We start from the raw sequence: 25,016 nt of genomic DNA, 5'->3' as shown, positions 1-25,016 counted from the left end.
TTGCATGAGCGGGAGTGATCGACGTCGGGGAGGCCGTGTGTCCGGGCTGGAGCTGCGGGAGTTGGAGTGCTTTCTGGTGCTCGCGGAGGAACTGCACTTCGGGCGGACCGGGGAGCGGCTGTTCGTCTCGCAGAGCCGGGTGAGCCAGCTGACGGCCGCGCTGGAGCGCCGGGTCGGCGCCCGGCTGGTGCACCGTTCGAGCCGCCGGGTGGCGCTGACCCCGCTCGGCGAGCGGTTCCTCGAGCGGCTGCGGCCGGCGTACGGGGCGGTGCGCGCGGCGGTCGCGGACGCGCGGGCGGTGGCCCGGGGCGGGGCGGGGCCGCTGCGGCTGGGGTTCCAGGGGGCGGCGGACGCGGGGCTGGTGGCGGCGGTCGCGGCCTTCGAGGCGGCGGAACCGGCCCGGAGCGTGGACCTGGTGGAGATCCCGTACGGGGATCCGTTCGGGGCGGTCCGGCGGGGCGCGGTGGACGTGGCGGTGGTGCTGCTGCCGGTGGACGAGCCGGACCTGGTGCTCGGCCCGGTCTTCAGCCGGGTGCGGCAGACGGTGGCGGTCTCGCGCACGCATCCCTTCGCCGGCCGGGACCGGGTCGGCGCGGCGGAGGTGTCGGCCGTGCCGCTGATCGGGGCGGCCCCGCCCGCGCCGTCGTACTGGCGGGCCGCGCGCGCCCCCGGCTCGCCGGCGGGACCGGTGGCCGGCACCCTCCAGGAGGCGCTGACGCTGGCCGCCGCCGGCCGGGGCGCGCTGCTGCTGTGCCGCCCCACGGCCGCCTGCCACCCCCGCGACGACATCGCCTACGTCCCCGTGGAGGGCCTGCCCGACTCCGCGCTTGGCCTGGTCTGGCACCGGGAGGCGGAGACGGAGACGGTACGGGAGTTCGCCCGGGTGCTCGCGCGGACGCGGGCGGCGCGGGAAGGGGACGGCGCCCGCCCGCCAGGCGCCCCGGGGCGGCAGCGCGGCGGACGCGCGGGCGCGTCCGTCCGAGATGCCGAGCCGACGGCGGGCGACTAGCTTGTTGGAGGAGGGCCGCGATCGGACCGTGTGCCCGCCGTCGGCGAGTGTCCCGTCCACCGGGCCGACAGCCCGGGTGGCACGTGGACCGGCTCCCCGACCTCCGCGGCGACACCTGACGACCGCGCAGCGTCCGTCCGCACCGCGGTAGCGGCCATCGCCCCCGTACCGGAAACCCCCTGCGAGGGCGTGGAAGGAAGGAAGGCCCATGAAAGCACAGCGCGTGAGGCGTCTCTTCGCGGTATCCGCGGCCGGCGTCCTCCTGGCCGGCGGCGCCGCCATCAGCACGGCGGGTACGGCCTCGGCAGCTACTCCCGACCAGGTCACCACCAACCGCGGCTGCGGCTACGGATGGGGCGGCTGCAACAACTTCGGCCGGGGCGGCTTCTTCGGCAACGGCTTCGGCTACGGCAACGGCTACTTCGGCACCGGTGTCGTGGTGATCGTGGTGGGCTGACCACGCGAGCGGACCGCTGATTCGATTCCGCCACGCCTGCGCCGGACGGGTCCCCACCCGTCCGGCGTCGGCTTGCGCGGCCCCGCCTTCCCCGGGACCCCGCGCTAGGGCCGGCGCACCTCGTACAGGAAGCACCCGTACTCCACGGCCCGCACGTGCACCAGCGCCACCTCGGGGTCGCCGAACGCCTCCGCGAGGGCGGGCCGGAAGCCGTCCTCGCCGGTCACGAGCCGGCCGCCGAGGATACGGCCGTCCGCCGAGTAGCGGCGCAGCGTGCGGTGGGCCCGGGTGAAGGGCAGGTCGTCGCCGTCCGGGCCGGGGCACTCCCCGGCGTGGACGAAGACGGGGCCCTGCTCGTCGTAGGCGCCCGGGTCGGCGCCGGTCTCGGCCGCCCAGCGGCGCAGCGGCGCGTACGAGACGAGCGCGATCCGCTCGCCGGGGACGCTGCGGCGCAGGCAGCAGCGCAGCGGGGCACCGCCCTCCGTGTCGGTGAACGGAGCCGGGGCGCGGCCCGCGTCGTCGGCGGTGCGCAGCTCCTTCAGGACCGCGGGGGCGATGGGGCGTGCGAGGTGTGCCGTCATGCGTCCAGCGTCCCGCCGCCCCGCCGCGGCCACCGGCGGGATACGGACATCGCCTTCCGTGCGGCTCCCATGGAAGGATGACGCAACCGACACATATCGAGGAGATGACCGCGTGCCTGGCACAAACCTGACTCGCGAAGAGGCGCAGCAGCGGGCCGAGCTGCTCACCGTTGACTCGTACGAGATCGATCTCGACCTCTCCGGCGCGCAGGAGGGCGGCACCTACCGGTCCGTGACCACGGTGCGCTTCGACGCCGCCCGCGGCGGCGCCGAGTCCTTCATCGACCTGGTGGCCCCGGCCGTCCACGAGGTGGTCCTCAACGGCGAGACGCTGGACCCCGCCGAGGTCTTCCAGGACTCGCGGATCGCCCTGCCCGGTCTGCTCGCGGGCCGCAACGTCCTGCGGGTCGTCGCGGACTGCGCCTACACCAACACCGGCGAGGGCCTGCACCGCTTCGTCGACCCGGTGGACGAGCAGGCGTACCTGTACACCCAGTTCGAGGTCCCGGACGCCCGCCGCGTCTTCGCCTCGTTCGAGCAGCCGGACCTGAAGGCGACCTTCCAGTTCACCGTGACGGCCCCCGAGGGCTGGACGGTGATCTCCAACTCGCCGACGCCGGAGCCGAAGGACAACGTCTGGTCCTTCGAGCCGACCCCGCGGATCTCGACGTACATCACGGCGCTGATCGTCGGCCCGTACCACTCGGTGCACAGCGTGTACGAGAAGGACGGGCAGTCCGTGCCGCTCGGCATCTACTGCCGGCCCTCGCTGGCCGAGTTCCTCGACTCGGACGCGATCTTCGAGGTCACCCGGCAGGGCTTCGACTGGTTCCAGGAGAAGTTCGACTACGCCTACCCGTTCGCGAAGTACGACCAGCTCTTCGTGCCCGAGTTCAACGCGGGCGCCATGGAGAACGCGGGCGCGGTGACCATCCGCGACCAGTACGTCTTCCGGTCCAAGGTGACCGACGCGGCGTACGAGGTCCGGGCCGAGACCATCCTGCACGAGCTGGCGCACATGTGGTTCGGCGACCTGGTCACCATGGAGTGGTGGAACGACCTGTGGCTGAACGAGTCGTTCGCCACCTACACCTCCATCGCCTGCCAGGCCGCCGCGCCCGGCTCGCGCTGGCCGCACTCGTGGACCACGTTCGCCAACTCCATGAAGACCTGGGCGTACCGGCAGGACCAGCTGCCGTCCACCCACCCGATCATGGCGGACATCCGCGACCTGGACGATGTGCTCGTCAACTTCGACGGCATCACGTACGCCAAGGGCGCGAGCGTGCTCAAGCAGCTCGTGGCGTACGTCGGCGAGGACGAGTTCTTCCAGGGCGTGCAGGCCTACTTCAAGCGGCACGCGTTCGGCAACACCCGCCTCTCCGACCTGCTGGGCGCGCTGGAGGAGACCTCCGGCCGTGATCTGAAGACCTGGTCGCGGAAGTGGCTGGAGACGGCCGGCATCAACGTGCTGCGCCCGGAGATCGCCGCCGACGCGGGCGGCACGATCACCTCCTTCGCCGTCCGCCAGGAGGCCCCGGCGCTGCCGGCCGGCGCGAAGGGCGAGCCGACCCTGCGCCCCCACCGCATCGCCATCGGCCTGTACGACCTCGACGCGGCCACCGGCAAGCTGGTGCGCACCGAGCGGATCGAGCTGGACGTCGACGGCGAGCTGACGGCCGTGCCGCAGCTGTCCGGCAAGCGGCGCCCGGCGGTGATCCTGCTCAACGACGACGACCTGTCGTACGCCAAGGTCCGCCTGGACGAGCAGTCGCTGGCGTTCGTCACCGAGCACCTGGGCGACTTCGCCGAGTCCCTGCCGCGCGCGCTGTGCTGGGCGTCGGCCTGGGACATGACCCGTGACGCCGAGCTGGCGACCCGCGACTACCTCTCGCTGGTGCTGTCCGGTATCGGCAAGGAGTCCGACATCGGCGTCGTGCAGTCCCTGCAGCGCCAGGTGAAGCTGGCCATCGACCTGTACGCCGACCCGGCGGCCCGCGAGGCCCTGCTGACCCGCTGGACGGAGGCCACGCTGGCCCATCTGCGGACGGCCGAGGCGGGCAGCGACCACCAGCTGGCCTGGGCCCGGGCGTTCGCGGCGACCGCGCGCACCCCGGAGCAGCTCGACCTGCTGGACGCCCTGCTCGACGGCACGCAGACCGTCGAGGGCCTGGCCGTCGACACCGAGCTGCGCTGGGCGTTCGTGGAGCGGCTCGCGGCCGTCGGCCGGTTCGACGAGACGGAGATCGCGGGCGAGTACGAGCGGGACAGGACGGCGGCCGGCGAGCGGCACGCGGCCACCGCCCGCGCCTCCCGCCCGACGCCGGAGGCGAAGGCGGAGGCCTGGTCCTCGGTCATCGAGTCGGACAAGCTGCCCAACGCCGTGCAGGAGGCCGTGATCGCCGGCTTCGTGCAGACCGACCAGCGCGAGCTGCTCGCGCCGTACGCGGACAAGTACTTCGAGGTGGTCAAGGACGTCTGGGAGTCGCGTTCGCACGAGATCGCCCAGCAGATCGCCACCGGCCTGTACCCGACCGTCCAGGTCTCCCCGGAGACGCTGGCCAGGACGGACACCTGGCTGTCCTCGGCCGGCCCGAACGCGTCCCTGCGCCGCCTGGTCTCGGAGTCCCGCGCGGGCGTCGAGCGGGCCCTGCGGGCCCAGGCGGCGGACGCTTCCGCGTAGCCCCCCGCACCAGGAGAAGGGCGCCCGGCACCTGCCGGGCGCCCTTCCGCCTCCCTGACGGGGCGCGGCCCGCGATACGGGTTCACGCCCGTGGGATCGCCGGTGGTCCGGCGGCGTCCGCGAGGGCCTTCAGGACCCTGCCGACCGCCGCTCCCCCCTCCGCGCCCCTGCGGACCGCCGCCACCACGTGCCGTACCGGCCGGTCCGTGCCCAGTTCGCGCATCACCACGCCCTCCCGGCGGGCCGCGGCCATCCGGGGGACCAGGGCGACGCCCATCCCGGCCTCCACCATGGCCAGGATCGCGGTCCAGCCGGCGGCCGAGTGGCCCTGGTGGGGGCTGAAGCCGGCCGTCTCGCAGGCGCGGCGGGTGATGTCGGACCAGGGGCCGCTGCCGCCGAAGATCCAGGATTCGGCGGCGAGGTCGGTGAGGGTCACGGCGGCGGCGCCGGCCAGGGGGTGGCCGGGGGGCAGGGCCACGTCCAGGGGGTCGGTGAGCAGCGGGACATGGGTGAAGCGGGGGTCGGCCGCGCTGGGCGCCTCGGCGGCGAGGGAGACGGCGAGGTCGACCTCGCCGGCGGCCAGCAGGTCGTAGGCCGCGGCCGCCTCGGCCTCCCGGACGCGGACGGTCACTTCGGGGTGCGTGGCCCCCAGTTCGCGTACGGCGGGTACGACGAGGGCGGGTACCGCCGTCGAGAAGGCCCCGACCCGCACCTCGCCCGCCTCGCCCCGCGCGTACGCCGCGAGCGCCGCGTCCGCCCGCTCCAGCTGCTCGAACACCGCCTCCGTCCGGGCCAGCACCAGCCGGGCCGCGTCGGTGAGCCGGACCCGGCGGCCCTGGGCCTCCAGCAGCTTCACGCCGAGCTGGGCGGCGAGGTTGGTGAGCTGCTGGGAGACGGCGGACGGGGTCATGTGCAGGGCCTCGGCGGTCGCGGTGACGGTGCCCCGCTCGCGCAGGGTGCGCAGGATCCGCAGCTTCCTCAGGTCCCACTCGGCCATGCGGGCACGTTACCCGGCGGAAGGGGCGGCCGGGCCGGGTGCGCGCACCCAGGCCGAGTTGAGTATCCGTGCTCAGGGCCGGGGCGTGCCCGGGAGGCGAGTATCGACGCAACGGCGCGGCCGAGCGCGCCGGCTGCGACCCGCTGACCCCGTTACGGAGAACCCGCCATGTCCCGACGTATCGCCCTGTCCCTGGCCGCCGGTGTCGTCGTCCTCGGCGGCGCCGGAGCCTTCGCCGTCGCCTACGCCGGCAGCCAGCCCCCCGCCCTGGCGCACAGCACCGCCCGCTACACCGCTCCCGGCGGCGGCCGGGACGGTTCGCTCGCCTTCAGCACCGAGGTCACGGCCTCCTCCGGCGTCAGGAGCCTGAAGGTGCTCGCCTGGCCGGCGGACTCCTCCCTCGCCGGGAAGGAGCCGACCGCCGCGGAGATGGCCGCGGTGGAGCCGGCCGCCTGCGAGAGCGCCGGCAAGGGCACCGTGCGCTGGGCCTGCACGGTCCGCGTGACGGGCGCCGACGCCGCGTCGTCCCCGCGCGGTGCCTGGCGCGTCGCCGTGCTCGCCACCGCGCAGGACGGCACCAGCACCCTGGACACCGAGGCGGCCGGCTTCACCGTCCGCTGAGGCCGCCTTCGCTCGTCAGCGGCGCGAGCCCGCGCCCAGGACGACCCCGGTCAGGATCAGCGCCATGCACAGCAGTTGCGGCCATCCGGTCCGTTCGCCCAGCACCGCCCAGGACAGCAGGGCCGCGCACACCGGCTGGAGGTAGTACACGATGCCCGCGCGGACGGCGCCGACCAGCGCGATCGCCTTGTTCCAGGCGAAGAAGGCCACCGCCGACGAGGCCACGCCGACGTAGAGGAGGGGCAGGACCGTCGACGGGGCCGGGCGGAAGCCGCCCTGGACGGCGAGGCTCACCGCCTGCACGGGCAGCAGGAGCAGCGTGCCGACCAGGAACGTGGTGAACAGGAAGGCCGTACCGCCGATCTCGACGGGCCTGCGGCGCAGCAGGGCGCTGTACCCGGCGAAGCTGCAGCACGCCGCGATCATCCACAGGCCGCCCGCCCCCGGGCCGGCCCCGCCGCCGACCAGCAGCAGCACGCCCGCGCAGGCCATGAGCAGCCCGGCGGTGCGCCGCGCCCCGAGCCGTACGCCGCCCAGCCGTTCGAACACCGCCATCAGCACCGGCGCCGCGGCCATGATCATGCCCATGGTGGCGGCGGGGGTGGTGAGCCCGGCCTGGTTCACCAGGGTGTTGTAGACGGCGACACCGAGCAGGGAGGCCAGCAGGACGTAGCGGCCGTGCCGCCGGATCAGCCGCCGCTGCCGCCAGGCCGGCCGGGCACCCAGGGGCGCGACGGCGACGAGCGCGATCACCCAGCGCCAGAAGGCGTGCTGCACGGGTGGGACGCTGTCGTGCAGCGCCCGCGAGGTGACGAAGCTCCCGGACCAGACGACCGTGGCGAGGGCGGCGAGGCCGAGGCCGAGTGCGGGGGCGGCGGCCTTCCGGGGGCGGGCTGTCGGGGCGGCTGTCAGGTGCGGGGCCGTGGCCACGGAGTTCCTTTCGGTGGGCGGTGTGCCCCTACCGTGGCAACGCCTGACCTGTCAGGTCCATCGAATCTTTTCGACCGGTCTGTTCAGTGGAACTGAACGATGGGGCCTTGGGGGTCTTGCCGTCCGCGGCCCGGCCGGTGCCCAGCTGGCCGGCCAGTGTCGCGCCGAACGCCAGCGTCATGCCCGCCACCTGCACCGGGGTGAGCGCCTGCCCGAGCGCCGCCCAGCCGACGACCGCCGCGGTCAGCGGGGACAGCGGGCCGAGGAAGCCGGCCTGGGTGGCGGTGAGCCGGCCGATCCCGCGGAACCAGAGCCAGTAGGCGACGGCGGTGTTGGCCAGGGCGAGGTAGAGGTATCCGCCGACGGCGGGGCCGTCCAGGGCGGGCGGGGCGCCCTCGGCCAGGAGCGCGACCGGGGCTATGAGCAGGCCGCCCGCGGTGAGCTGCCAGCCGGTGAGGGCCAGCGGGCCGACGCCGGCGGGGCGGCCCCAGCGCTTGGTCAGCACGGTGCCGGCGGCCATGGAGGCGGTGGAGGCGAGGGCCGCGAGGACGCCGGCCAGGTCGAGCGCGCCGGCTCCCTTCAGTACGACGAGGCTGACACCGAGCGCGGCCACCAGGCCGGTGACCAGCGTGCGCGGAGCCGGCCGCTGTCCGAGCAGCAGCGCCGAGAGCCCGACGACGATCAGCGGTCCCACCGAGCCGACGACCGCGGCCATCCCGCCGGGCAGCCGGTACGCCGCGACGAACAGCAGCGGGAAGAAGGCGCCGATGTTCAGCGCCCCGAGCACGGCCGCCTTGGCCCACCAGGCGCCGCGCGGCAGCACCCGGGTGAGGGCGAGCAGCAGCAGACCGGCGGGCAGGGCCCGCGTCAGGGCCGTGAACAGGGGGCGGTCCGGCGGCAGGAACTCGGTGGTGACCGCGTAGGTGGTGCCCCAGGAGACGGGGGCGAGGGCGGTGAGCAGGACGGTCGCGGACCGTTTCATGACCGGGTCCCTTCGGTGCGGGTGGCGGCGGCGACGGGCAGGGCCCACTCCCCGCGGACCCGCTCGGCGTCCTGTCTCACGCGGCTCTTCTCCGTGCCTCTCACGACACCCTCCCCCAAATAGGCTCGATGGGAAGTATCTTAGTCGTAAGCTACTTGTGGTCAAGCTACTTTCTTGCGGGCGACCGGAACCGGGCGGATACTCTGCGCATGCAGCAGCGCAAAGACCCGGTCGACGCGATCATCAGTCAGTGGGCGGCCGAACGGCCCGACCTCGACACGAAGGCCATGGAGGTCTTCGGGCGGATCCACCGCCTCTCACGAGCCATGGGCGACCGCATGGAGAGGGCCTACGCCGCCTACGGCATCTCGCGCGGCGAGTTCGACGTCCTGTCGGCCCTGCGCCGGTCCGGCGAGCCGTACACCCTCTCCCCGCGCCAGCTCTCGGCGACGCTGATGCTCACCACCGGCGGCATGACCGGCCGCCTCGACAAGCTGGAGCGCGCGGGCCTGCTGCGCCGCTCCCCCGATCCGCACGACCGCCGCGGCCTGCAGGTGACCCTGACCGAGAAGGGGTTCGGCGTCATCGACGAGGCGGTCGGCGCGGGCCTCGCCGTCCAGACGGAGGCCCTGTCCTCCCTCGGCGACGAGCAGGCCGGCCAACTGGCGGGCCTGCTGCGCGAGTTGCTCGCGGGGACGGAGCAGGAGTAACCCCGGGGGCGCCTGCCGTCCGGGCCGGCCCGGGCCTCGACGACCGTTGGCCTACGAGTGTTGACCCACGCCTGTTGACCTACATCCGTTGACCCACACCTGTTGACGCACGCAAGTCGGCCTACGCAAGTTGACCTACGTTTGTCGGCATGACGGCGACCACGCAGCAGAACCAGCCCCCCGCGCCCCCGCCCCGCCGGTCCGACGCCACGCGCACCGCGATCCTCGCCGCCGCCCGCGAGCGCTTCGCCGCCGACGGCTACGAGCGGGCCACCATCCGGGCCGTCGCCAGGGACGCGCGGATCGACCCGTCGATGGTGATGCGGTACTTCGGCAGCAAGGAGGGGCTGTTCGACGCGGCCGTCGCGCTCGACCTGCGGCTGCCGGAGCTGGCCCGGGTCCCGCGCGAGGAGGTGGGCCGCGCGCTGGTGGACCACTTCCTCCACCTGTGGGAGGAGAGCGAGGAACTGACGGCCGTCCTGCGGGTCGGGGTCACCAACGAGGCCGGGACGGAGCGGCTGCGGGCCATCTTCCGCGACCAGATGCTGCCGGTGGCCCGTCAGGTGTGCCCCGACCCCGAGCAGGCCCCCGCGCGGGCGGCGCTGTGCGCGTCCCAGCTGCTCGGGGTGGCGCTCACCCGCTATGTGCTGCGGTTCGCGCCGGCCCAGGCGCTCGCCCGCGAGGAAGTGGTGGCGTGGCTGGGCCCGACGGTGCAGCGCTATCTGACCGCGCCCGCTCCCTGACGCCGGCCGGGCCCCTCGACGACGGCCGGGCACACGGGACCGGAGCGACGGCCGGGCGCACGAAGAACGCCGGGGGCGCCGGTCTCACCCCGGGTACGGCATGCGCGCGTACCGACGGGAGGACCGGCGCCCCCGGCGACTGGACCGACGTAGGGTCAGGCCTTGGCCTGCGCGCCGGACTTGGCGCCCGCGCGGGACGAGGGGGTGTTCTTCACGACCCGGATCTTGGACTTGTCCAGCACCATGACCAGGCCGGCGACCACCAGGAACAGCACCACCGGGAGAAAGACGTACAGGCCCAGCGTCTCGATGACGCTCAGGCCCTTGCCGGGGTCGTCGCCGTCGTCGCGGGTCAGCGCGAGCGCGGGGGACGACATGAGCAGCATCATCAGCGTCGTACCGGCAGCCAGGGCGCCGGCGCGCAGGGCGTTCTTCTTGTCCACGGTGCCAAGTTAGCGAACGGCCCGGAAGGCCGCGCGCCCGGGGTGCCCGTACGGGGTGCGGACACCCCCGCACCCCCGCCCCCGGCGCGCGGCGCGCGCTCAGCGCAGAACCTCCAGCAGTGCCCGCAGCCGGGGCGAGGCCACCAGCTCCTCCAGCGGCACCGGCCTGCCCTCGCCGTCCGCGATCGGCAGGCGCCAGTTCGGGTACTGGTCCCAGGTGCCCGGCAGGTTCTGCGGGCGCCGGTCGCCGACGCCGTCCGGGAGCCAGACGCCGATCAGCCGGGCGGGGGTGCGCAGCAGGAAGCGGTGGACGGCGCGGATCTCCTCCTCCTCGTCGGACCCGGGCGGTCCGGCCGCCGGACGGTCCAGCAGCCCGAGGCTGCCCAGCAGGGCGAGCCACTCGGCGATGTCGGCGGTGGCCTCGGCGCGTTCCTCCGGGGCCGAACGGGTGAGCAGGCCCAGCCGGTCGCGCAGGTCGACGTGGTCGCCGGTGAGCCGGGCGGCGGTGGGCGGCAGATCGTGGGTGGTGGCGGTGGCCAGGCAGTCGGCCCGCCAGCGCTCGGGCGGCAGCGGGTGGCCGTCGCCCTCCCAGTCCCGCTCGAACCAGAGCACGGAGGTGCCGAGCACGCCGCGCCGCTGGAGCGCCTCGCGCACACCGGGCTCGACGGTGCCGAGGTCCTCGCCGATCACGACGGCCCCGGCGCGGGCGGCCTCCAGGGCGAGGAGGGCGAGCATGGCGTCGGCGTCGTAGCGGACGTAGGTGCCGTCGGTGGGCGGGCTGCCCTGGGGGACCCACCAGAGCCGGAACAGGCCCATGACGTGGTCGATGCGCAGGGCGCCCGCGTAGCGGAAGAGGGCGCGCAGGAGGTCGCGGTAGGGGGCGTGGCCGCAGGCGGCGAGGCGGTCGGGGCGCCAGGGCGGCAGGCCCCAGTCCTGGCCGCGGGCGTTGAAGGCGTCCGGTGGGGCGCCGACGGACATGCCGGCGGCGAACACGTCCTGCTGCGCCCAGGCGTCGGCGCCCGAGGGATGCACGCCGACGGCGAGGTCGTGCACGATCCCGACGGCCATGCCGGCCTCGCGGGCGGCGCGCTGGGCGGCCCGGAGCTGGCCGTCGGTGAGCCAGGCGAGACGGGTGTGGAAGGCGATGCGGCCGGCGAGTTCGGTGCGGGCGCGGGCGGTGGCGGCCGAGCGGGGATCGCTCAGGCCGTCCGGCCAGCGGTGCCAGTCGGAGCCGTGGAGTTCGGCGAGGGCGTACCAGGTGGCGTGGTCGTCGAGGGCCTGGCCGTGGGCGGCGCGGAAGGCGTCGTAGGCGGCCTGCCTGCCGGGGCCGAGGGGGACCGCCAGGACCGTCTCCAGTGCCTCCCGTTTCAGCTCCCACACCGCGTCCCGGTCGATGAGGGCGCCCTTGTCGAGGACGGCGGAGCGCAGTCGTGCGGCCCGCCCCAGCAGCGCGGTCAGCCGCTCGCGGTCCTCGGCGTAGGCGAACTCGGGGATGTCCTCGACGCGCAGGTGCACGGGGTCGGGGAAGCGGCGGGAGGAGGGGCGGTAGGGGGAGGGGTCGGTGGGGGCGCCGGGTACCGCCGCGTGCAGCGGGTTGACCTGGACGAACCCGGCGCCCGCCGTGCGTCCGGCCCAGCCGGCCAGCTCGGCCAGGTCGCCGAGGTCGCCCATGCCCCAGGAGCGGTGGGAGAGCAGGGAGTACAGCTGGACGAGGAGGCCCGAGGAGCGGCCGGGCGGGGCGGGCAGCCGGTCCGGGGCGACGACGAGGAACGCCTCGCCGGTGCGTCCGTCGGGGGCGGCGGCGGTCAGCCGGTGGACACCGAGCGGCAGCCCGGCGATCCCCCGGTCCGCCGGGCCCTCGCCATGGGCCGGGAACTCCCCCTCCTCGCCCTCCTCCGTCTCGACGCGCAGCCGGGTGCCGGCGGGCAGGGCGGTGAGGGCGGCGGGCGGGCGGGCGCCGGCCCAGTGGACGACCGTGGGCGGCAGCAGCCGCTCGCGCAGCTCGCGCTCCCGGGCGGCGAGGGCGGCGCGTACGGCGTCGGGGCCGCTCGCGTCGACGCCGAGGGCGGCCAGGGCGGAGGTCACGGCGGCGGCGGGGACATGGACGGTACGGTCCGGTGCCGGGCGGTAGGAGGTGGCGACCCCGTGCAGCCCGGCGAGCCGGGCGAGGTCCTCCGACGGCTGCGCCTCGGGCGCCGCTGCCATCTACAGCCCCGGCGCGTAGAAGTCAGGGACCGGGTCGGACTCGCTGGTCAGCGGGGCGGCCTCGGCCAGTGGGGGCTCGCTGGTCAGCGGCTCGGCGTCGGGCAGCGGCGGCTCGCTGGTCAGCGGTGCCTGCGTGCACGCGCGCTCCGCGCCGAAGACGCACCGGGGCGCCTGGTCGGTCTCGGCGGACGGTTCCGCCACGGGTTTCCACTGGGCCGGGATCGGAAGACGAGCCGGTGCGGCCACGGGGCCTCCTTGTCGTTGTGCCGGACGCTGTGCCGGACGCTGCGGCTTGGGTCGGTGTACGGGCAGGCCTACCCCGTGAGCCCGCGACCACGCGCACCGGAACCCGCGCCGCTGTGATCCGGTTCCGCCCCGGCCGTCGATAGAGGGGGTGTGAGACTGTTCCGCCCCATGGGGGGCCAGCGGGAGACGGACGACGGGGCCGGTGCGGACGCGGCCCTGCTGCGGGCCGTGGCGCAGGGCGATGCCGCGGCCATGACCGCCCTGTACGACCGGCACGCCGGATGGCTGCACGCGCGGCTGGCCCGGCGGTGCGCCGACCCCGAGCTGGTGCGGGAGGTGCTGCAGGACACGTTCGTCACGGTGTGGCGGTCGGCGGCCGGGCACCGCGGGCAGGAGGCCGGCGGCTGGCTGTGGACGATCGCCGCGCGCCGGCTGGTCGACGCCCGGCGGGCCCAGGAGCGGACCGCGCGGGTCGCGGGACCGCTGCCGGAGCCGGAGGCGCGGGGGCGGTACGAGAGCGCCGCCGCGCCCTCCGCCGAGGACCGGGTGCTGGCCGGGCTGGAGTACGGCGATGTCGGCACCGCGCTCGACCGGATCTCCCCCGAGCTGCGCGAGGTGCTGCGGGCGACGGTCGTCGACGGGCTCAGCACCCGTGAGGCGGCCCGGCTGCTCGGCATCCCGGAGGGCACGGTCAAGTCCCGGGCCCGCCGCGCCCGCGCGGAGCTGCGCGAGGCGCTCGACCAGTTGCACCCGTCCCCGCTGGGAGGTACGGCATGACGCGCCGCGACAGAAGGCCCTGGCACGCCTCCGACGAGCTGGCCGCCCGCTATGCCGGGGGCGTCCTGCCGGAGCCGGACGCCTGGTCCCTGGAGAAGCACGTGGAGGGCTGCGCGGACTGCGCGTCCCGGGTGTCGGCCGCGGTGCGCGGTACGGCGGCGGGACCGGTGCTGGCGCAGGTGCGCGCTGCGGTGCTGGCAGCGGCGCCGGAGGCGGTCGCGGCGGCCCGCGAGCCGCTCGCGCCCGCACCGACCCGGCCCGCGCGCCCCGGGCTCTCCCGGCTCGCCCGGCTGCTGTGGGCCGCGGGGCCCGCCGTGCGCGGAGCCTGGCTGCCGGCCGTGCTGGGGGTGGCCGCCGCCGCGCCCGCGCTGTCGTACGGGGCGGGTTTCCCGGACGTGCGGGCGCTGCTGCTGGCCGTCGCCCCCGTGCTGCCGGTCGCCGGGGTCGCCCTGTCGTACGGCCCGCACGCGGACCCGCTGTACGAGGTCACCGCGGCCACACCGGGCGGCGGGCTGCGGCTCGCGCTCATCCGTACGGTCGCGGTGCTCGCGGTGAGCCTGCCGCTGCTGACCCTCACCGGGCTGCTGCTGCCCGCCTCGGGCGCCCCGGCCGCCGCCGCCTGGCTGCTGCCCGGGCTCGCGCTGGCGCTGGCCTCGCTGGCCCTCGCCTCCTTCGTGGGCTGCCGGGCGGCGGCCGGGCTGACGGGGGGCGGCTGGCTGCTCGCCGTGCTGTCACCGGCGGCCGTCGCGCCGGGCGGTACGGCGGGCGCACGGCTGGCCGGGCAGCTCTCCCGCTGCCTCGACGGCACGGCCGCGCAGGGCGCGTGGGCGGCGGCGGCCGTCCTGAGCGCCGTCCTGCTGACCGCGCGCCGGCCGGTGTACGACCGCCCGCTGCGCCCGTGACAGGGCGCGGCGGGGCTCCGCGGCCCGCCCCTCCCGCCTCCCGCTGCTCCTGACCGTCCTTCTCCTGACCGTCGCTCCTGACCGTCATTTTGTGATCGTTTCTGACCGAATCACGGGACCGCCCGCCGTCGTGGCGTCCCGCGCCCTCTCCTGGAGAGACATGACGTCCCTACGCGTGACCGGCCTGCGGGTCCGGCATCGCAAGACCCTCGCCCTCGACTCGCTCGACCTGGCCCTCGGCACCGGTGTGCACGGGCTGCTCGGTCCGAACGGCGCCGGGAAGACCTCGCTGATCCGGGTGCTGGCCACGGTGGCGCGGCCGGACGCCGGCCGGGTGGAACTGCTCGGCGAGGACACCGCGGGCCACCGCGGCCTGGCCGACGTGCGGCGCCGGCTGGGCTATCTGCCGCAGGAGTTCGGCTACTACCCGGGATTCACCGTGCGGGAGTTCGTGGCGTACGTGGCCTGGCTGAAGGAGATGCCGGCCGCGCTGGTGCCGGCGGCCGTGGAGCGGGCGGTGGCCCGGGTCGGCCTCGCGGACCGTATCGACGCGAAGGTCCGGACGCTGTCCGGCGGCATGGTCCGCCGCGTCGGCATCGCGCAGGCCGTCGTCAACGACCCCGCCGTGCTGCTGCTGGACGAGCCGACCGCCGGACTCGACCCCGAGCAGCGGGTGGAGTTCCGCGAGCTGCTGCGCGAGCTGGGCGCCTCGGCGACCGTGGTGGTCTCCACCCACCTGGTGGAGGACGTGGCCGCCGCCTGCACGGAGGTCACGCTGCTGGACGTGGGCCGGATCGCCTACCGGGGCACGCCCGAGACGCTCACCCTGCTCGGCGAGGGGTCCGACGGGCCCGGCGACCACCCGATCGAGCGCGGGTACACGGCGGCGCTGCGGGCGCACCGCGGGCGGCGTGCGGGGACGGTGGCGCGATGAGCCCCGTGACCGGGAGGAAGGCGACCGCGCGTGCGCCGCACCCGCTGCGGGCCGAGGCCGTACGCGGATTCGCGCCCTGGGCCGGCGCGGCGGTGCTGCTGACGCTCGGCGTGACGCTGGCCGCGACGGCGGACCGCTGGCAGGGCGGCTGGGCGGAGACCGCGGCCGAGCTGCACACCACCCTGCTGATCGCCTTCCCGCTGGCGCTGGCGGCGGGCTGCTGGCAAGGCGGCCGGGAGCGGCGGCGGCGCACCGCTGAGCTGTGGGGGACGACCGTACGGCCGCCGCTGACCCGGCTGCTGGTCCCGGCCCTGCCCGTCGCGCTCTGGGTGAGCGCGGGCTATCTGGTCACGGTGGCCGCGGCCCTGCTCGCCACCTGGCCCTACGCCCAGGGCGACGTCCCCCGCCCGGTCCTGCTGCCGGGGGACACGGTGGCACTGGGCGCCGGCGCGCTGGCCGGGCACGTGGTGGGGCGGATCGTGCCCTCGCGGCTGGCGGCCCCGCTGCTGGCGATGGCCGGCTATCTGGGGCTCGGCACCCTGGCGGCCGACGGCGGGCCGTCCGTCGCGCGCCCGCTGAGCCCCGCCGCGCTGGTGCAGGCCGGCGAGGTGCCGGTGTGGTGGCAGCCCTGGGCGATGGCGGCGTGGACCGCCGGCCTCGCCTGCGCCGCCGCCCTGGGGTACGCGGCCCGGCGCCGGGTGACGGCCGTGCTGCCCCTGGCCGCCGCGCTGGCCGCGGGCACGCTGCTGGCGCAGACCGGGGACGGGCTCTGGCACGCCGACCCGCTCGCCCGCCGCCAGGTGTGCGACACCTCGACCACCCCGGCGGTGTGCGTCAACGCCCGGTACGCGGGGATGCTCCCGCAGGTCAGGGATGCCCTGTCCGGGGTGACGGGCAAACTGCGGGGGGTACGGAACCTGCCGGCGCGGTGGGAGGACCGGGAAGGGGGCTCCCGCCCGGACGAGGCCCAGCTGCCGATGCTGACGCCGATCGGCTGGACGGCGGTGCGGGGCCGGCTGACCGATCCGGCGGAGTTCGCGTGGGAGGCCGTGGGGGCGCTGCGACTGCGCGGCGACTGTCCCGACGAGCGGCTGACCGACCGGGTGCTGCGGGCGGACGAGGTGGTGGCGCACTACCTCGCGCCGATGCCCGGGCAGCAGGAGCACGACGAGGCGTACGCCCGGGGCGACGCCGCCCACCGCGCCGAGCTGCGCGCGCGCCGCGCCGCGGCGGCCCGGTTCGCGGCGCTGACCGGGAAGGAGCGCAGGGCATGGCTTTCGGCCTACTTCGGGGCCCGCGACCGCTGCGACGACAAGGGGGTGCCTGCCCTGTGACCGGGATCCTCCTGTACGCCCGCTCCCGCGCGCTCCCCGCGACCCTGGCCGCGCTCGCCGGCACGGCGGCCTTCGCCGTGTGGGCGGCGGGGCGGCTGGACGCCTGGCTCGACCCCGACCGCCGGGTGCCGATCGTCGCCCTCGCGCCGCTGCTGGCCGCGGCGGTGATCGGGACGAGCCTGTACAGCGCCTCGGACGAGCTGGACCGTACGGCCGTACGACCGTGGTGGCCGCGCCGGCTGGCGCAGCCGGCCGGTCTCGCCGTCCTGGCGGCGCTGCTGCTGTCCGTGGCCGTGCTCGGCCACGCGGAGACCTTCGGGCCGCCGGCCATGATCCGCAACACGCTGGGCTGTACGGGCCTCACCGCCGCGGCGGCCGTCCTGCTGGGCGCCCGGCTGAGCTGGCTGCCCGCGTTCGGCTATGTGACCGCCGTGTACCTGGGCTCCGCCGCGCCGCACGGCCGCGCGGAGACGGTGTGGGCGTGGCCGATGCAGCCGGGCGGACAGCCGGGCGCGTGGGCGGCGGCGCTGGCGGCGTTCACGCTGGGCACGGCGCTGTACGCGGTACGCGGCGCCCGCCCGGAGGGGCCGCGCGGCTGAGTCCCGGGCGGGTCCTGCGCTCCCTGTCGTGACACGAGTCCCGTGGCACTGGTCACGTGGTACTGAAGCCATGGCGCGAAGCCGTGGAAACAGATGCCTTGGAAACAGCTGCCGTGGAAACAGCTGCCGTGGGCACGAAACACACAAGCCCGGATCTAGGCGGAGACGCCGTCGATCCGGGCCAGAGCATCGTCCGCGCCGAACGGCTGCAAGTACGGCAGCCAGCGCGGATCCCTATGCCCGGTGCCGATGATGCGCCAGGCGAGCCCCGAGGGCGGAGCCGGTTTGTGCCGCAGCCGCCAGCCCAGCTCCACCAGGTGGCGGTCGGCCTTGACGTGGTTGCAGCGGCGGCAGGAGGCCACCACGTTGTCCCAGCGGTGCTGTCCCCCGCGGCTGCGCGGGATGACGTGGTCGACGCTGGTTGCGATGCCACCGCAGTACATGCACCGGCCCCCGTCCCGGGCGAAGAGCGCCCTGCGGGTCAGAGGAACGGGCCCCCGGTAGGGAACCCGGACGAATCGCTTGAGCCGGACCACGCTGGGTGCGGGGACTGTGACGGTCGCGCTGTGCATAAAGGCGCCGGATTCCTCGAGGGAGACGGCCTTGTTCTCCAGGACGAGGACGAGCGCGCGGCGGAGCGGTACGACGCCGAGCGGCTCGTACGACGCGTTGAGGACCAGGACATGCGGCACGGGGGCCTCCTTGGGCGTCGGCGGCGCGTGGCTCGCGCCGGGACGATCTGCAGTCAGTCTCCCCTCATGCCTGGTGGAAGCGCCACCATGTCCCGGTAACGGGCTGGGAGTGTTTTCGACCACACCTGATTCATCCCCCGGCGCACCGCCTGTTCAAGCCCGCGTGAGTCGTGTCTCTCCTGACCGTCTCCTGTGCGGAACCGCGGAGGGCACACACAATGCCCCGTTAGTGTGGTTGTCCTGTCCGCCCGGTGACCTTTTCGTGACCTTGACCGCCCGCCGGTGCGGACCGCGCAGCACCTGGAGGTACCTGCCGTGTCGTCCTCGCCCGCCGCCCTCCTGGCCGCCGGTGCATCGCCGTCCCCGTCGCCCTCGCCGTCGGAGTCGACTCCGGCCGTGCCGAGCCTCCAGGACGCCCAGGAGAGCGCGACGAACGCGGCGAGCTGGGTCGAGCAGAACTGGTCGACGTGGCTCGCGATGGGTCTGCAGATCCTGCTGGTCGTGGTCGTGGCGGTGGCGCTCAGAGCGGTCGTGCGGCGGGCGATCACCAAGCTGATCGAGCGGATGAACCGCACCGTGCAGTCCGCGGACGGCGGCGCGCTGGGCGGCCTGCTGGTCAACGTCGAGCGCCGGCGGCAGCGGGCGGCGGCGATCGGCTCGGTGCTGCGGTCGGTGGCGAGCTTCCTGATCCTCGGCACGGCCGCGCTGATGGTGCTCTCCACCTTCAAGATCAACCTGGCGCCGCTGCTGGCGTCGGCCGGTGTCGCCGGTGTGGCGATCGGTTTCGGCGCGCGCAACCTCGTCACGGACTTCCTGTCCGGCGTGTTCATGATCCTCGAGGACCAGTACGGCGTCGGTGACGTCATCGACGCGGGTGTGGCCACCGGCGAGGTGATCGAGGTCGGGCTGCGCGTGACCAAGCTGCGCGGTGACAACGGCGAGATCTGGTACGTCCGCAACGGCGAGGTCAAGCGGATCGGCAACCTGTCGCAGGGCTGGGCGACGGCCGGGGTCGACGTGACCGTGCGGGCCCATGAGGACCTGGACAAGGTGAAGGCCACGCTGGACGAGGTCGCCGAGCGGATGGGCAAGGAAGAGCCCTGGAACGAGCTGCTGTGGAGCCCGATCGAGGTCCTCGGCCTCGACTCGGTCCTGATCGACTCCATGGTGGTCCGCGTCACGGCCAAGACGATGCCGGGCAAGGCGCTGACGGTGGAGCGGGAGCTGCGCTGGCGCATCAAGCGGGCGTTCGACGCGGCGGACATCCGCATCGTGGGCGGTGAGACGACCCCGGAGGCCATGTCCGCGGCCGCCGATCCCACGGCCGCGGTCGCCGCCCCCTCGGCCTTCGCCAACGCGGATTCCCCGCAGACGAGGGCGACGGCTCCGATAGTCCCGCAGCAGCCGGTGCCGCCGGTCAAGTAGCCGAGCGGGCGGCGCGGCGGTCCGGCACGCGCGTCCGCCCCGCCGCGCACCGGCCGGTGCGCCTCACCGGCCGGGGTTCCTCACCGGCCGGGGTTCCTCACCGGCCGGTGAGCGGACCGCAGGCCAGCCGGTACGCCTCGCGGAGCCACGGCTCCTTCCCGGGGTCCGTGCCGCAGGCCAGGCTGTCGCCGTGGACGGGCCCGAGCCAGGTGGTGACGCTGCCGTAGTGGTCGCCGTCCGGGCAGGTGACGGTGAAGCTCGCGTCCACGGTCCGCACGGCCTCGGCGGTGGCGAAGCGGCCGGCGCCGTGGAAGCGGGTGCGCTCGGGGGGCCGGGCATGGCGGGCGGTGTCCTCGCCCGGAGCCGTCAGGTCGTCCGTGTCGTAGCCGAGGTGCCGCGCGAGCGAGGCCAGCACCCGCCGTTGCGCGAGGTGCGTCCCGCTCGTGCGGACGCGGGCGACGACCGAGCGCACGGGAACGTCCCGGAAGGTGGTCCATCCGTCGTCCTCGCCGAGCGCCACCACCGGGGAGAGACCGGTCAGCTGGGTCCGCTGCCGCACCGCGCCCCAGCGGAGGGCGCCGGAACCGCAGGAAGGCGGCACGGAGGAGGGCGAGGCCGAGGACGGCACGGAGGGCGAGGCCGAAGGCGCGGCGGAGGGCGAGGCGGAGCGCGTGCCCGGCGCCGCCGCCCGGACCTGGCGCGGCTGCGCCGTCATGCACGCCACCCCCACCACGGCCGCCACCAGCAGCGTCCCCAGCACCGGCGCCGCCGGACGTCTTCTCACTTCGGCTCTCCCAGTCTCGCCGTCCGGCACAGCGCCACGCACGCGCCCGCCCCGCGCTGCCCCGGCATACCGGTCAGCCCCTCGTCCGCGTGGAGCCGTCCGCCCCCGTGCCGCCCGTCCGGCCCGTCCATGGAGTTGTGAATGTAGGCCCTGTGACCAGCCGGAACCACCTCCGTGACGCACTCGTGACGCGCCCGCCGGCCCTGCTCGTCTTCACAGGAACCCCGCGTTTCCTCCGCACCCCGTGATCCTCTAAGGTCACCTGCACAACGGGCCCTTGCTCTGGAGCGCGACATCGCCCGGGGGCCCGTCTCGAATGTGGGGAAACATGCGCAAGCTCGCCATAGGCACCGCCCTGTCCGGTGCCCTGGCCCTCGCCGGCCTCGCCGCGCCCGCCGCGTCCGCGGCCGGCACGCCCGACCTCAAGTTCTCCGGCGTCACCGTGAACAACGGCAAGCCCGTCGTGGTCGGCGCCACCAAGGCGGTGAGCGTGCCGGTGTCGTACACCCTGACCCGGCCGAAGAACCTGGTCATCGACCAGGAGAAGACCCTGCAGGCGGTGATGCTGTACCGCGGCACCCTGCGGTCGCTCGACAACGACCTGGGCCCGGACACCCCGCCCACCTGCAAGACGACCGCCACGACGGACACCACGGTCACCGAGAGCTGCACCGAGAAGATCGCCGCCGCTCCGGACCAGTCGCTGTACGAGGCCGCCGACGCCGGCACCTGGAAGGCCGCGGGCGTCTTCGCGCACAGCGACGGCAGCGTCTCCGACGACTACCTGCACAGCGAGAACGACGTCACCATGTGGGGCAACCTCGCCTCGGTGAAGGTGCAGCGCGCCGCCCAGCTGACCGCGGACGCCGCCCCGGAGCCGGTGAAGAAGGGCAGGACGCTCACCGTCAGGGGCAAGCTGACCCGCGCGGACTGGGCGACCGGCCGGAACACCGGCTACAAGGGCCAGAAGGCCGTGCTGCAGTTCAAGGCGGACGGCGGCGCGTACACGAACGTCAAGACGCTCACCTCCGGTACCGGGGGCGCCCTGTCCACCACGGTGAAGGCGGCGAAGAGCGGCACCTACCGCTTCGTCTTCGCCGGTACGGCCACCACGGCGGCGAAGACGTCCGCCGGTGACCACGTGACGGTCAAGTAGCCGCCGACGCGGTCGGCGAGGGCCGCGCGCGCCCTCGTCCCCACGCCCCCGAGGTAACGAGTCTGTTGCCTCGGGGGCGTTGTCTATTGACGCCCCCTTCGTCCTCGGCTTACGTTCCTCCCACCCGAATAGGAAACTTTCCTAACAGTGATCTTCGGGCGCCCGGTGATCAAGACTGGACGTCATGCCCAGGTCGCTGAAAAGCTGAGTGGCTGGAAAGGCAGGTGTCGACCCCCATGGCAGGAACCGCCGGTACGCCGGGCACCCCGCGCGTCCTGCGCGCCATGAACGACCGCGCCGCCCTGGACCTGCTGCTGGAGCACGGCCCGCTGTCCCGCACCCGGATCGGCAAGCTCACCGGCCTGTCCAAGCCCACCGCCTCCCAGCTGCTGGCGCGACTGGAGGCGGCCGGACTCGTCCGGGTCACCGGCACCAGCGAGGGCCGGCCGGGCCCCAACGCCCAGCTGTACGCGGTCAACCCCGGTGCCGCCTACGCCGCCGGGCTCGACGTCACCCCGCACCGCATCCGCGCCGCCGTCGCCGACATCACCGGCCGCACGGTCGGCGAGTACGAGCTGCCCACCCCCGGCCGCCGTCCGGCCCAGCCCGTCGTCCAGCAGGTCACCGACGCCCTCGACGGCGCCGTCAAGGCGGCCGGACTCGCCCGCTCCGATGTGCACCGGCTGGTCATCGGCACCCCCGGCGCCTTCGACCCGGGCACCGGGCGGCTGCGCTACGCCTCCCACCTGCCCGGCTGGCACACCCCCGCGCTGCTCGACGAGTTGGCGGCGGCGCTGCCGGCACCGGTCGAGTACGAGAACGACGTCAACCTCGTCGCCCTCGCCGAACAGCGGCTCGGGGCGGCCCGCGGCCACGCGGACTTCGTGCTGCTGTGGAACCAGGAGGGCATCGGCGCCGCCCTGGTCCTCGGCGGCCGGCTGCACCGCGGCTGGACCGGCGGCGCCGGCGAGGTCGGCTTCCTGCCGGTGCCCGGCACCCCGCTGGTGCGGCAGGTCACCAAGGCCAACAGCGGCGGCTACCAGGAGCTGGCCGGCTCCCAGGCGCTGCCGAGGCTGGCCCGTGAACTCGGCGTCCCGGACGTGCCGTCGGGGCCGTACACCGAGGCCGCCGCGGAACTCCTGGCCCGCGCCGCCGACCACGCGGGCGGCCCCCACCGGGAGCTGCTGCGGGCCTACGCCACCCGGCTGGCCATCGGTCTCGCCTCGCTCGTCTCCGTCCTCGACCCCGAACTCGTCGTCCTCAGCGGCTCCGCCCTGACGCCCGGCGGCGAGGTGCTGCGCGGCCTCGTCCAGGCCGAGCTGGAGGAGCTGGCCGCGGCCCGGCCGCGCCTCGTCGTCGGCGACGTCCGCGAACACCCCGTTCTGCGCGGCGCGCTGGAGTCCGCGCTCGCCGCCACCCGCGACGAGATCTTCGACACCTCGCGCTGAGCCCCGCCGCACCCCGGCAGCACGGCCCCGCTTCCACCCCGTTCCGTCCACCCGTCCCTGGGAGACCTCGCCATGCCCGAAGTCATACCATCGCTCGCCCGAAAGACGGCTTTTGCCCTGACCGCGTCGCTGGCCCTGCTCACCACCGCCTGTACCGGCCAGTCCGGCTCCGGCGCCACGGACGACGCCTCGCGGGACACCACGATCAACTTCTGGCACGCCTGGAGCGCGCCGAACGAGGTCCAGGCGGTCAAGTCGCTGGTCGCCGGCTTCCAGAAGACGCACCCCAACATCCACGTGAACATCGTCGGCAACATGACCGACGACAAGATCAACCAGGCGCTGCGGGCCGGCGGCGACAAGGCCCCGGACGTGATCTCGTCCTTCACCACCAACAACGTGGGCAAGTTCTGCTCCTCGGGCGCGCTGGTGGACCTGAACCCCTTCTTCGAGAAGTCCGGGATCGACCCCGAGACGACGTTCCCGAAGCCGATGAACGAATACACCCGGTTCGACGGCAACCGCTGCACGGCTCCGCTGCTCGGCGACGCGTACGGGCTCTACTACAACAAGACGGCGTTCGAGAAGGCCGGCATCAAGCGCCCGCCGAAGACCTGGTCCGAATTCACCGCCGACGCGAAGAAGCTGACGATCTCCCAGGGCGACGGCTACCGGCAGCTCGGGTTCATGCCGAACTACCACGGCTGGGAATCCACCACCGAGCACCTCTTCGCCCAGTTCTCGCCGACGTACTTCGGCAAGGACGGCAAGTCGAGCCTGGCCTCGGACCCCGCCTTCGAGAAGGGGTTCACGCTCCAGAAGAAGCTCGTGGACGAACTCGGCGGATTCCGGCGGCTGGAGAAGTTCCGGGCCACGCTCGGCGACGAGTGGGGCGCACGGCACCCCTTCCACACCGGCCAGGTCGCCATGCAGCTCGACGGCGAGTGGCGGCTCGGCATGGCCGAGGAGGCCAAGCCGAAGTTCGAGATCGGGGTCGCCCCGCTGCCCGTCCCGGACGACCAGGCCGACCAGTACGGCAAGGGCTACATCACCGGCACCATCACGGGCATCGCCGCCACCAGCCACAAGCAGAACGCGGCCTGGGAGCTGGTGAAGTACATGACCACGGACACCGACGCGGTGGTCGGCTTCGCCAACGACATCCACAACGTGCCCTCGACGCTGGCCGCGCTGAAGTCCCCGAAGCTGAAGTACGACCCGCGCTTCAAGACCTTCCTGGACATCGCCGCCAACCCGCACTCGACCACGACCCCCGCCTCGATCAACGGCGGTGTCTACCTGGTGACGATCCAGCAGTTCGGCTACGACTACGAGAGCGGCAAGGCCACCGACCTCGGGGCCGGGCTGAAGAAGACGGCCGCGCAGATCGACACGGACATCGCGCAGGCGCAGTGATGAGCACCGTCACCCTCGCGGCCAAGCGCCGGCGCTCGGCGCTGCGCACGCTCGCCTTCATGTCCCCGTGGCTGATCGGCTTCGCGGTCTTCTTCGCCTACCCGCTGATCTCCACGGCCTACTTCTCCTTCATGCACTACGACGGTTTCCGGCCGCCCGAGTGGAGCGGCGGGAAGAACTGGACGTACGTCTTCGCGCACTACCCGCTCTTCTGGCCCGCCCTGCGCAACACGCTGTGGCTGGTCGTGATCATGGTGAGCCTCCGGGTGCTCTTCGGGCTCGGCGTCGGCCTGCTCATCACGAAGATCAAGACCGCCACGGGCGTCTTCCGCACCCTGTTCTACCTGCCGTACCTGGCCCCGCCGGTCGCGGCGACGATGGCCTTCGCGTTCCTGCTCAACCCCGGCACCGGACCGGTCAACTCCCTGCTGGAGAAGACCGGTCTGCCGGCGCCGGGCTGGTTCAACGACCCCGCCTGGTCCAAGCCGGCGCTGACCCTGCTGGCCCTGTGGGGCGTCGGCGACCTGATGGTGATCTTCATGGCCGCGCTGCTCGACGTGCCGGCGGAGCAGTACGAGGCGGCGGAGCTGGACGGCGCCTCGGCCTGGCAGCGCTTCCGGTACGTGACCCTGCCGAACATCTCCCCGATCGTGATGTTCGCCGTCGTCACCGGCGTGATCCAGACCATGCAGTACTACACCCAGCCGCTGATCGCCGGGAAGGTCGCCTCCGGGGTGATCCAGGGCGCCGGCACCCAGTTCGAGCCCGGCTACCCCGACAAGTCCACGCTCACCCTTCCCCAGCTCGTCTACAACCTCGGCTTCCAGCGTTTCGACTACGGCTCGGCCTGCGTGGTGGCGCTCGTGCTGTTCGCCCTGTCGATGGCGTTCACGGCCCTGCTGATGCGGCGCCGGGGCGGACTGATCCAGGCAGGTGACTGAC

At 74.4% G+C, this 25,016-nt stretch carries 25 protein-coding genes; 16 read left to right on the top strand and 9 right to left on the bottom strand.

The window, feature by feature from the left end:
• Positions 1-37: 37 nt before the first annotated feature.
• Both ACF073_RS12605 and ACF073_RS12600 read left to right on the top strand, forming a co-directional pair.
• Entirely contained in the window at positions 38-1,009 is a 972-nt protein-coding gene (locus tag ACF073_RS12605; RefSeq protein ID WP_392069116.1) for a LysR family transcriptional regulator, read from the top strand.
• A 208-nt stretch (positions 1,010-1,217) separates the two neighbouring features.
• Entirely contained in the window at positions 1,218-1,466 is a 249-nt protein-coding gene (locus ACF073_RS12600; RefSeq protein WP_392069114.1) for a hypothetical protein, read from the top strand.
• A gap of 104 nt (positions 1,467-1,570) precedes the next feature.
• On the opposite strand, the gene ACF073_RS12595 is transcribed toward ACF073_RS12600, so the two are convergent.
• On the bottom strand, positions 1,571-2,047 hold the full coding sequence (locus ACF073_RS12595) for a DUF1203 domain-containing protein (RefSeq protein ID WP_392069112.1): 477 nt from the start codon (positions 2,045-2,047) through the stop codon (positions 1,571-1,573).
• 112 nt (positions 2,048-2,159) lie between these two features.
• On the opposite strand from ACF073_RS12595, the gene pepN reads away from it, so the two are divergent.
• On the top strand, positions 2,160-4,730 hold the full coding sequence (gene pepN, locus ACF073_RS12590) for an aminopeptidase N (RefSeq protein WP_392069110.1): 2,571 nt from the start codon (positions 2,160-2,162) through the stop codon (positions 4,728-4,730).
• Between the two features lie 82 nt (positions 4,731-4,812).
• On the opposite strand, the gene ACF073_RS12585 is transcribed toward pepN, so the two are convergent.
• A complete protein-coding gene (locus ACF073_RS12585) occupies positions 4,813-5,727 on the bottom strand; it encodes a LysR family transcriptional regulator (RefSeq protein ID WP_392069108.1) in 915 nt (304 codons plus the stop codon).
• A 168-nt stretch (positions 5,728-5,895) separates the two neighbouring features.
• On the opposite strand from ACF073_RS12585, the gene ACF073_RS12580 reads away from it, so the two are divergent.
• On the top strand, positions 5,896-6,348 hold the full coding sequence (locus tag ACF073_RS12580) for a DUF5707 domain-containing protein (protein WP_392069106.1): 453 nt from the start codon (positions 5,896-5,898) through the stop codon (positions 6,346-6,348).
• Positions 6,349-6,363: 15 nt separating this feature from the next.
• Here the strand turns inward: ACF073_RS12580 and ACF073_RS12575 are convergent, their stop codons facing one another.
• Together ACF073_RS12575 and ACF073_RS12570 are read right to left on the bottom strand one after the other, a co-directional pair.
• Entirely contained in the window at positions 6,364-7,278 is a 915-nt protein-coding gene (locus tag ACF073_RS12575; protein WP_392069104.1) for a DMT family transporter, read from the bottom strand.
• 28 nt (positions 7,279-7,306) lie between these two features.
• Entirely contained in the window at positions 7,307-8,260 is a 954-nt protein-coding gene (locus ACF073_RS12570) for an EamA family transporter (RefSeq protein WP_392069102.1), read from the bottom strand.
• A 209-nt stretch (positions 8,261-8,469) separates the two neighbouring features.
• Between ACF073_RS12570 and ACF073_RS12565 the strand changes: the two genes are divergently transcribed.
• The gene (locus ACF073_RS12565; RefSeq protein WP_392069100.1) at positions 8,470-8,970 is read left to right on the top strand and encodes a MarR family winged helix-turn-helix transcriptional regulator; all 501 of its coding nucleotides are present in this window, start codon (positions 8,470-8,472) and stop codon (positions 8,968-8,970) included.
• Positions 8,971-9,119: 149 nt separating this feature from the next.
• A complete protein-coding gene (locus ACF073_RS12560) occupies positions 9,120-9,713 on the top strand; it encodes a TetR family transcriptional regulator (protein WP_392069098.1) in 594 nt (197 codons plus the stop codon).
• A 155-nt stretch (positions 9,714-9,868) separates the two neighbouring features.
• Here ACF073_RS12560 and ACF073_RS12555 read toward each other — a convergent pair whose 3' ends face one another.
• The 3 genes from ACF073_RS12555 to ACF073_RS12545 all read right to left on the bottom strand — a co-directional run bounded on the left by ACF073_RS12555 (position 9,869) and on the right by ACF073_RS12545 (position 12,607).
• On the bottom strand, positions 9,869-10,156 hold the full coding sequence (locus ACF073_RS12555; protein ID WP_392069096.1) for a hypothetical protein: 288 nt from the start codon (positions 10,154-10,156) through the stop codon (positions 9,869-9,871).
• A 99-nt stretch (positions 10,157-10,255) separates the two neighbouring features.
• Positions 10,256-12,361, bottom strand: a complete 2,106-nt coding sequence (gene malQ, locus ACF073_RS12550) for a 4-alpha-glucanotransferase (protein WP_392069095.1) — start codon at positions 12,359-12,361, stop codon at positions 10,256-10,258.
• Positions 12,362-12,607, bottom strand: a complete 246-nt coding sequence (locus tag ACF073_RS12545; protein WP_392069093.1) for a hypothetical protein — start codon at positions 12,605-12,607, stop codon at positions 12,362-12,364.
• A 168-nt stretch (positions 12,608-12,775) separates the two neighbouring features.
• Between ACF073_RS12545 and ACF073_RS12540 the strand changes: the two genes are divergently transcribed.
• The 5 genes from ACF073_RS12540 to ACF073_RS12520 all read left to right on the top strand — a co-directional run bounded on the left by ACF073_RS12540 (position 12,776) and on the right by ACF073_RS12520 (position 17,153).
• Positions 12,776-13,384 carry an RNA polymerase sigma factor gene (locus tag ACF073_RS12540; RefSeq protein WP_392069091.1) on the top strand — a complete coding sequence of 203 codons (609 nt, stop codon included), beginning with the start codon at positions 12,776-12,778 and terminating at the stop codon, positions 13,382-13,384.
• Positions 13,381-14,286 (top strand): zf-HC2 domain-containing protein, encoded by a 906-nt coding sequence (locus ACF073_RS12535; protein ID WP_392069088.1) that lies wholly within the window; start codon positions 13,381-13,383, stop codon positions 14,284-14,286. The genes ACF073_RS12540 and ACF073_RS12535 overlap by 4 nt, the downstream gene beginning before the upstream one ends.
• Positions 14,287-14,446: 160 nt before the next feature.
• Entirely contained in the window at positions 14,447-15,220 is a 774-nt protein-coding gene (locus ACF073_RS12530; protein WP_392069086.1) for an ATP-binding cassette domain-containing protein, read from the top strand.
• Entirely contained in the window at positions 15,217-16,554 is a 1,338-nt protein-coding gene (locus tag ACF073_RS12525; protein WP_392069084.1) for a hypothetical protein, read from the top strand. The genes ACF073_RS12530 and ACF073_RS12525 overlap by 4 nt, the downstream gene beginning before the upstream one ends.
• Entirely contained in the window at positions 16,551-17,153 is a 603-nt protein-coding gene (locus tag ACF073_RS12520; protein ID WP_392069082.1) for a hypothetical protein, read from the top strand. The genes ACF073_RS12525 and ACF073_RS12520 overlap by 4 nt, the downstream gene beginning before the upstream one ends.
• Before the next feature lie 155 nt (positions 17,154-17,308).
• Here the strand turns inward: ACF073_RS12520 and ACF073_RS12515 are convergent, their stop codons facing one another.
• Entirely contained in the window at positions 17,309-17,845 is a 537-nt protein-coding gene (locus ACF073_RS12515; RefSeq protein ID WP_392069080.1) for an HNH endonuclease, read from the bottom strand.
• Between the two features lie 315 nt (positions 17,846-18,160).
• Here ACF073_RS12515 and ACF073_RS12510 point away from each other — a divergent pair, with 315 nt between their 5' ends.
• Positions 18,161-19,270 (top strand): mechanosensitive ion channel family protein, encoded by a 1,110-nt coding sequence (locus ACF073_RS12510; protein WP_392069078.1) that lies wholly within the window; start codon positions 18,161-18,163, stop codon positions 19,268-19,270.
• Between the two features lie 97 nt (positions 19,271-19,367).
• Here ACF073_RS12510 and ACF073_RS12505 read toward each other — a convergent pair whose 3' ends face one another.
• A complete protein-coding gene (locus ACF073_RS12505) occupies positions 19,368-20,054 on the bottom strand; it encodes a hypothetical protein (RefSeq protein ID WP_392069076.1) in 687 nt (228 codons plus the stop codon).
• Positions 20,055-20,382: 328 nt separating this feature from the next.
• Here ACF073_RS12505 and ACF073_RS12500 point away from each other — a divergent pair, with 328 nt between their 5' ends.
• From ACF073_RS12500 to ACF073_RS12485, 4 genes are all read left to right on the top strand, one after another.
• Positions 20,383-21,210 carry a hypothetical protein gene (locus ACF073_RS12500; RefSeq protein WP_392069074.1) on the top strand — a complete coding sequence of 276 codons (828 nt, stop codon included), beginning with the start codon at positions 20,383-20,385 and terminating at the stop codon, positions 21,208-21,210.
• 236 nt (positions 21,211-21,446) lie between these two features.
• On the top strand, positions 21,447-22,658 hold the full coding sequence (locus tag ACF073_RS12495) for an ROK family protein (RefSeq protein WP_392069071.1): 1,212 nt from the start codon (positions 21,447-21,449) through the stop codon (positions 22,656-22,658).
• 72 nt (positions 22,659-22,730) lie between these two features.
• Entirely contained in the window at positions 22,731-24,074 is a 1,344-nt protein-coding gene (locus tag ACF073_RS12490) for an ABC transporter substrate-binding protein (protein ID WP_392069069.1), read from the top strand.
• Positions 24,074-25,015, top strand: a complete 942-nt coding sequence (locus ACF073_RS12485) for a carbohydrate ABC transporter permease (RefSeq protein WP_392069067.1) — start codon at positions 24,074-24,076, stop codon at positions 25,013-25,015. The genes ACF073_RS12490 and ACF073_RS12485 overlap by 1 nt, the downstream gene beginning before the upstream one ends.
• Position 25,016 lies beyond the last annotated feature (1 nt).

The organism is Streptomyces sp. NPDC015171 (genome assembly GCF_043079545.1).
In the GTDB taxonomy this organism is placed as follows: domain Bacteria; phylum Actinomycetota; class Actinomycetes; order Streptomycetales; family Streptomycetaceae; genus Streptomyces.
This window is presented reverse-complemented; position numbering and strand designations above follow the sequence as displayed.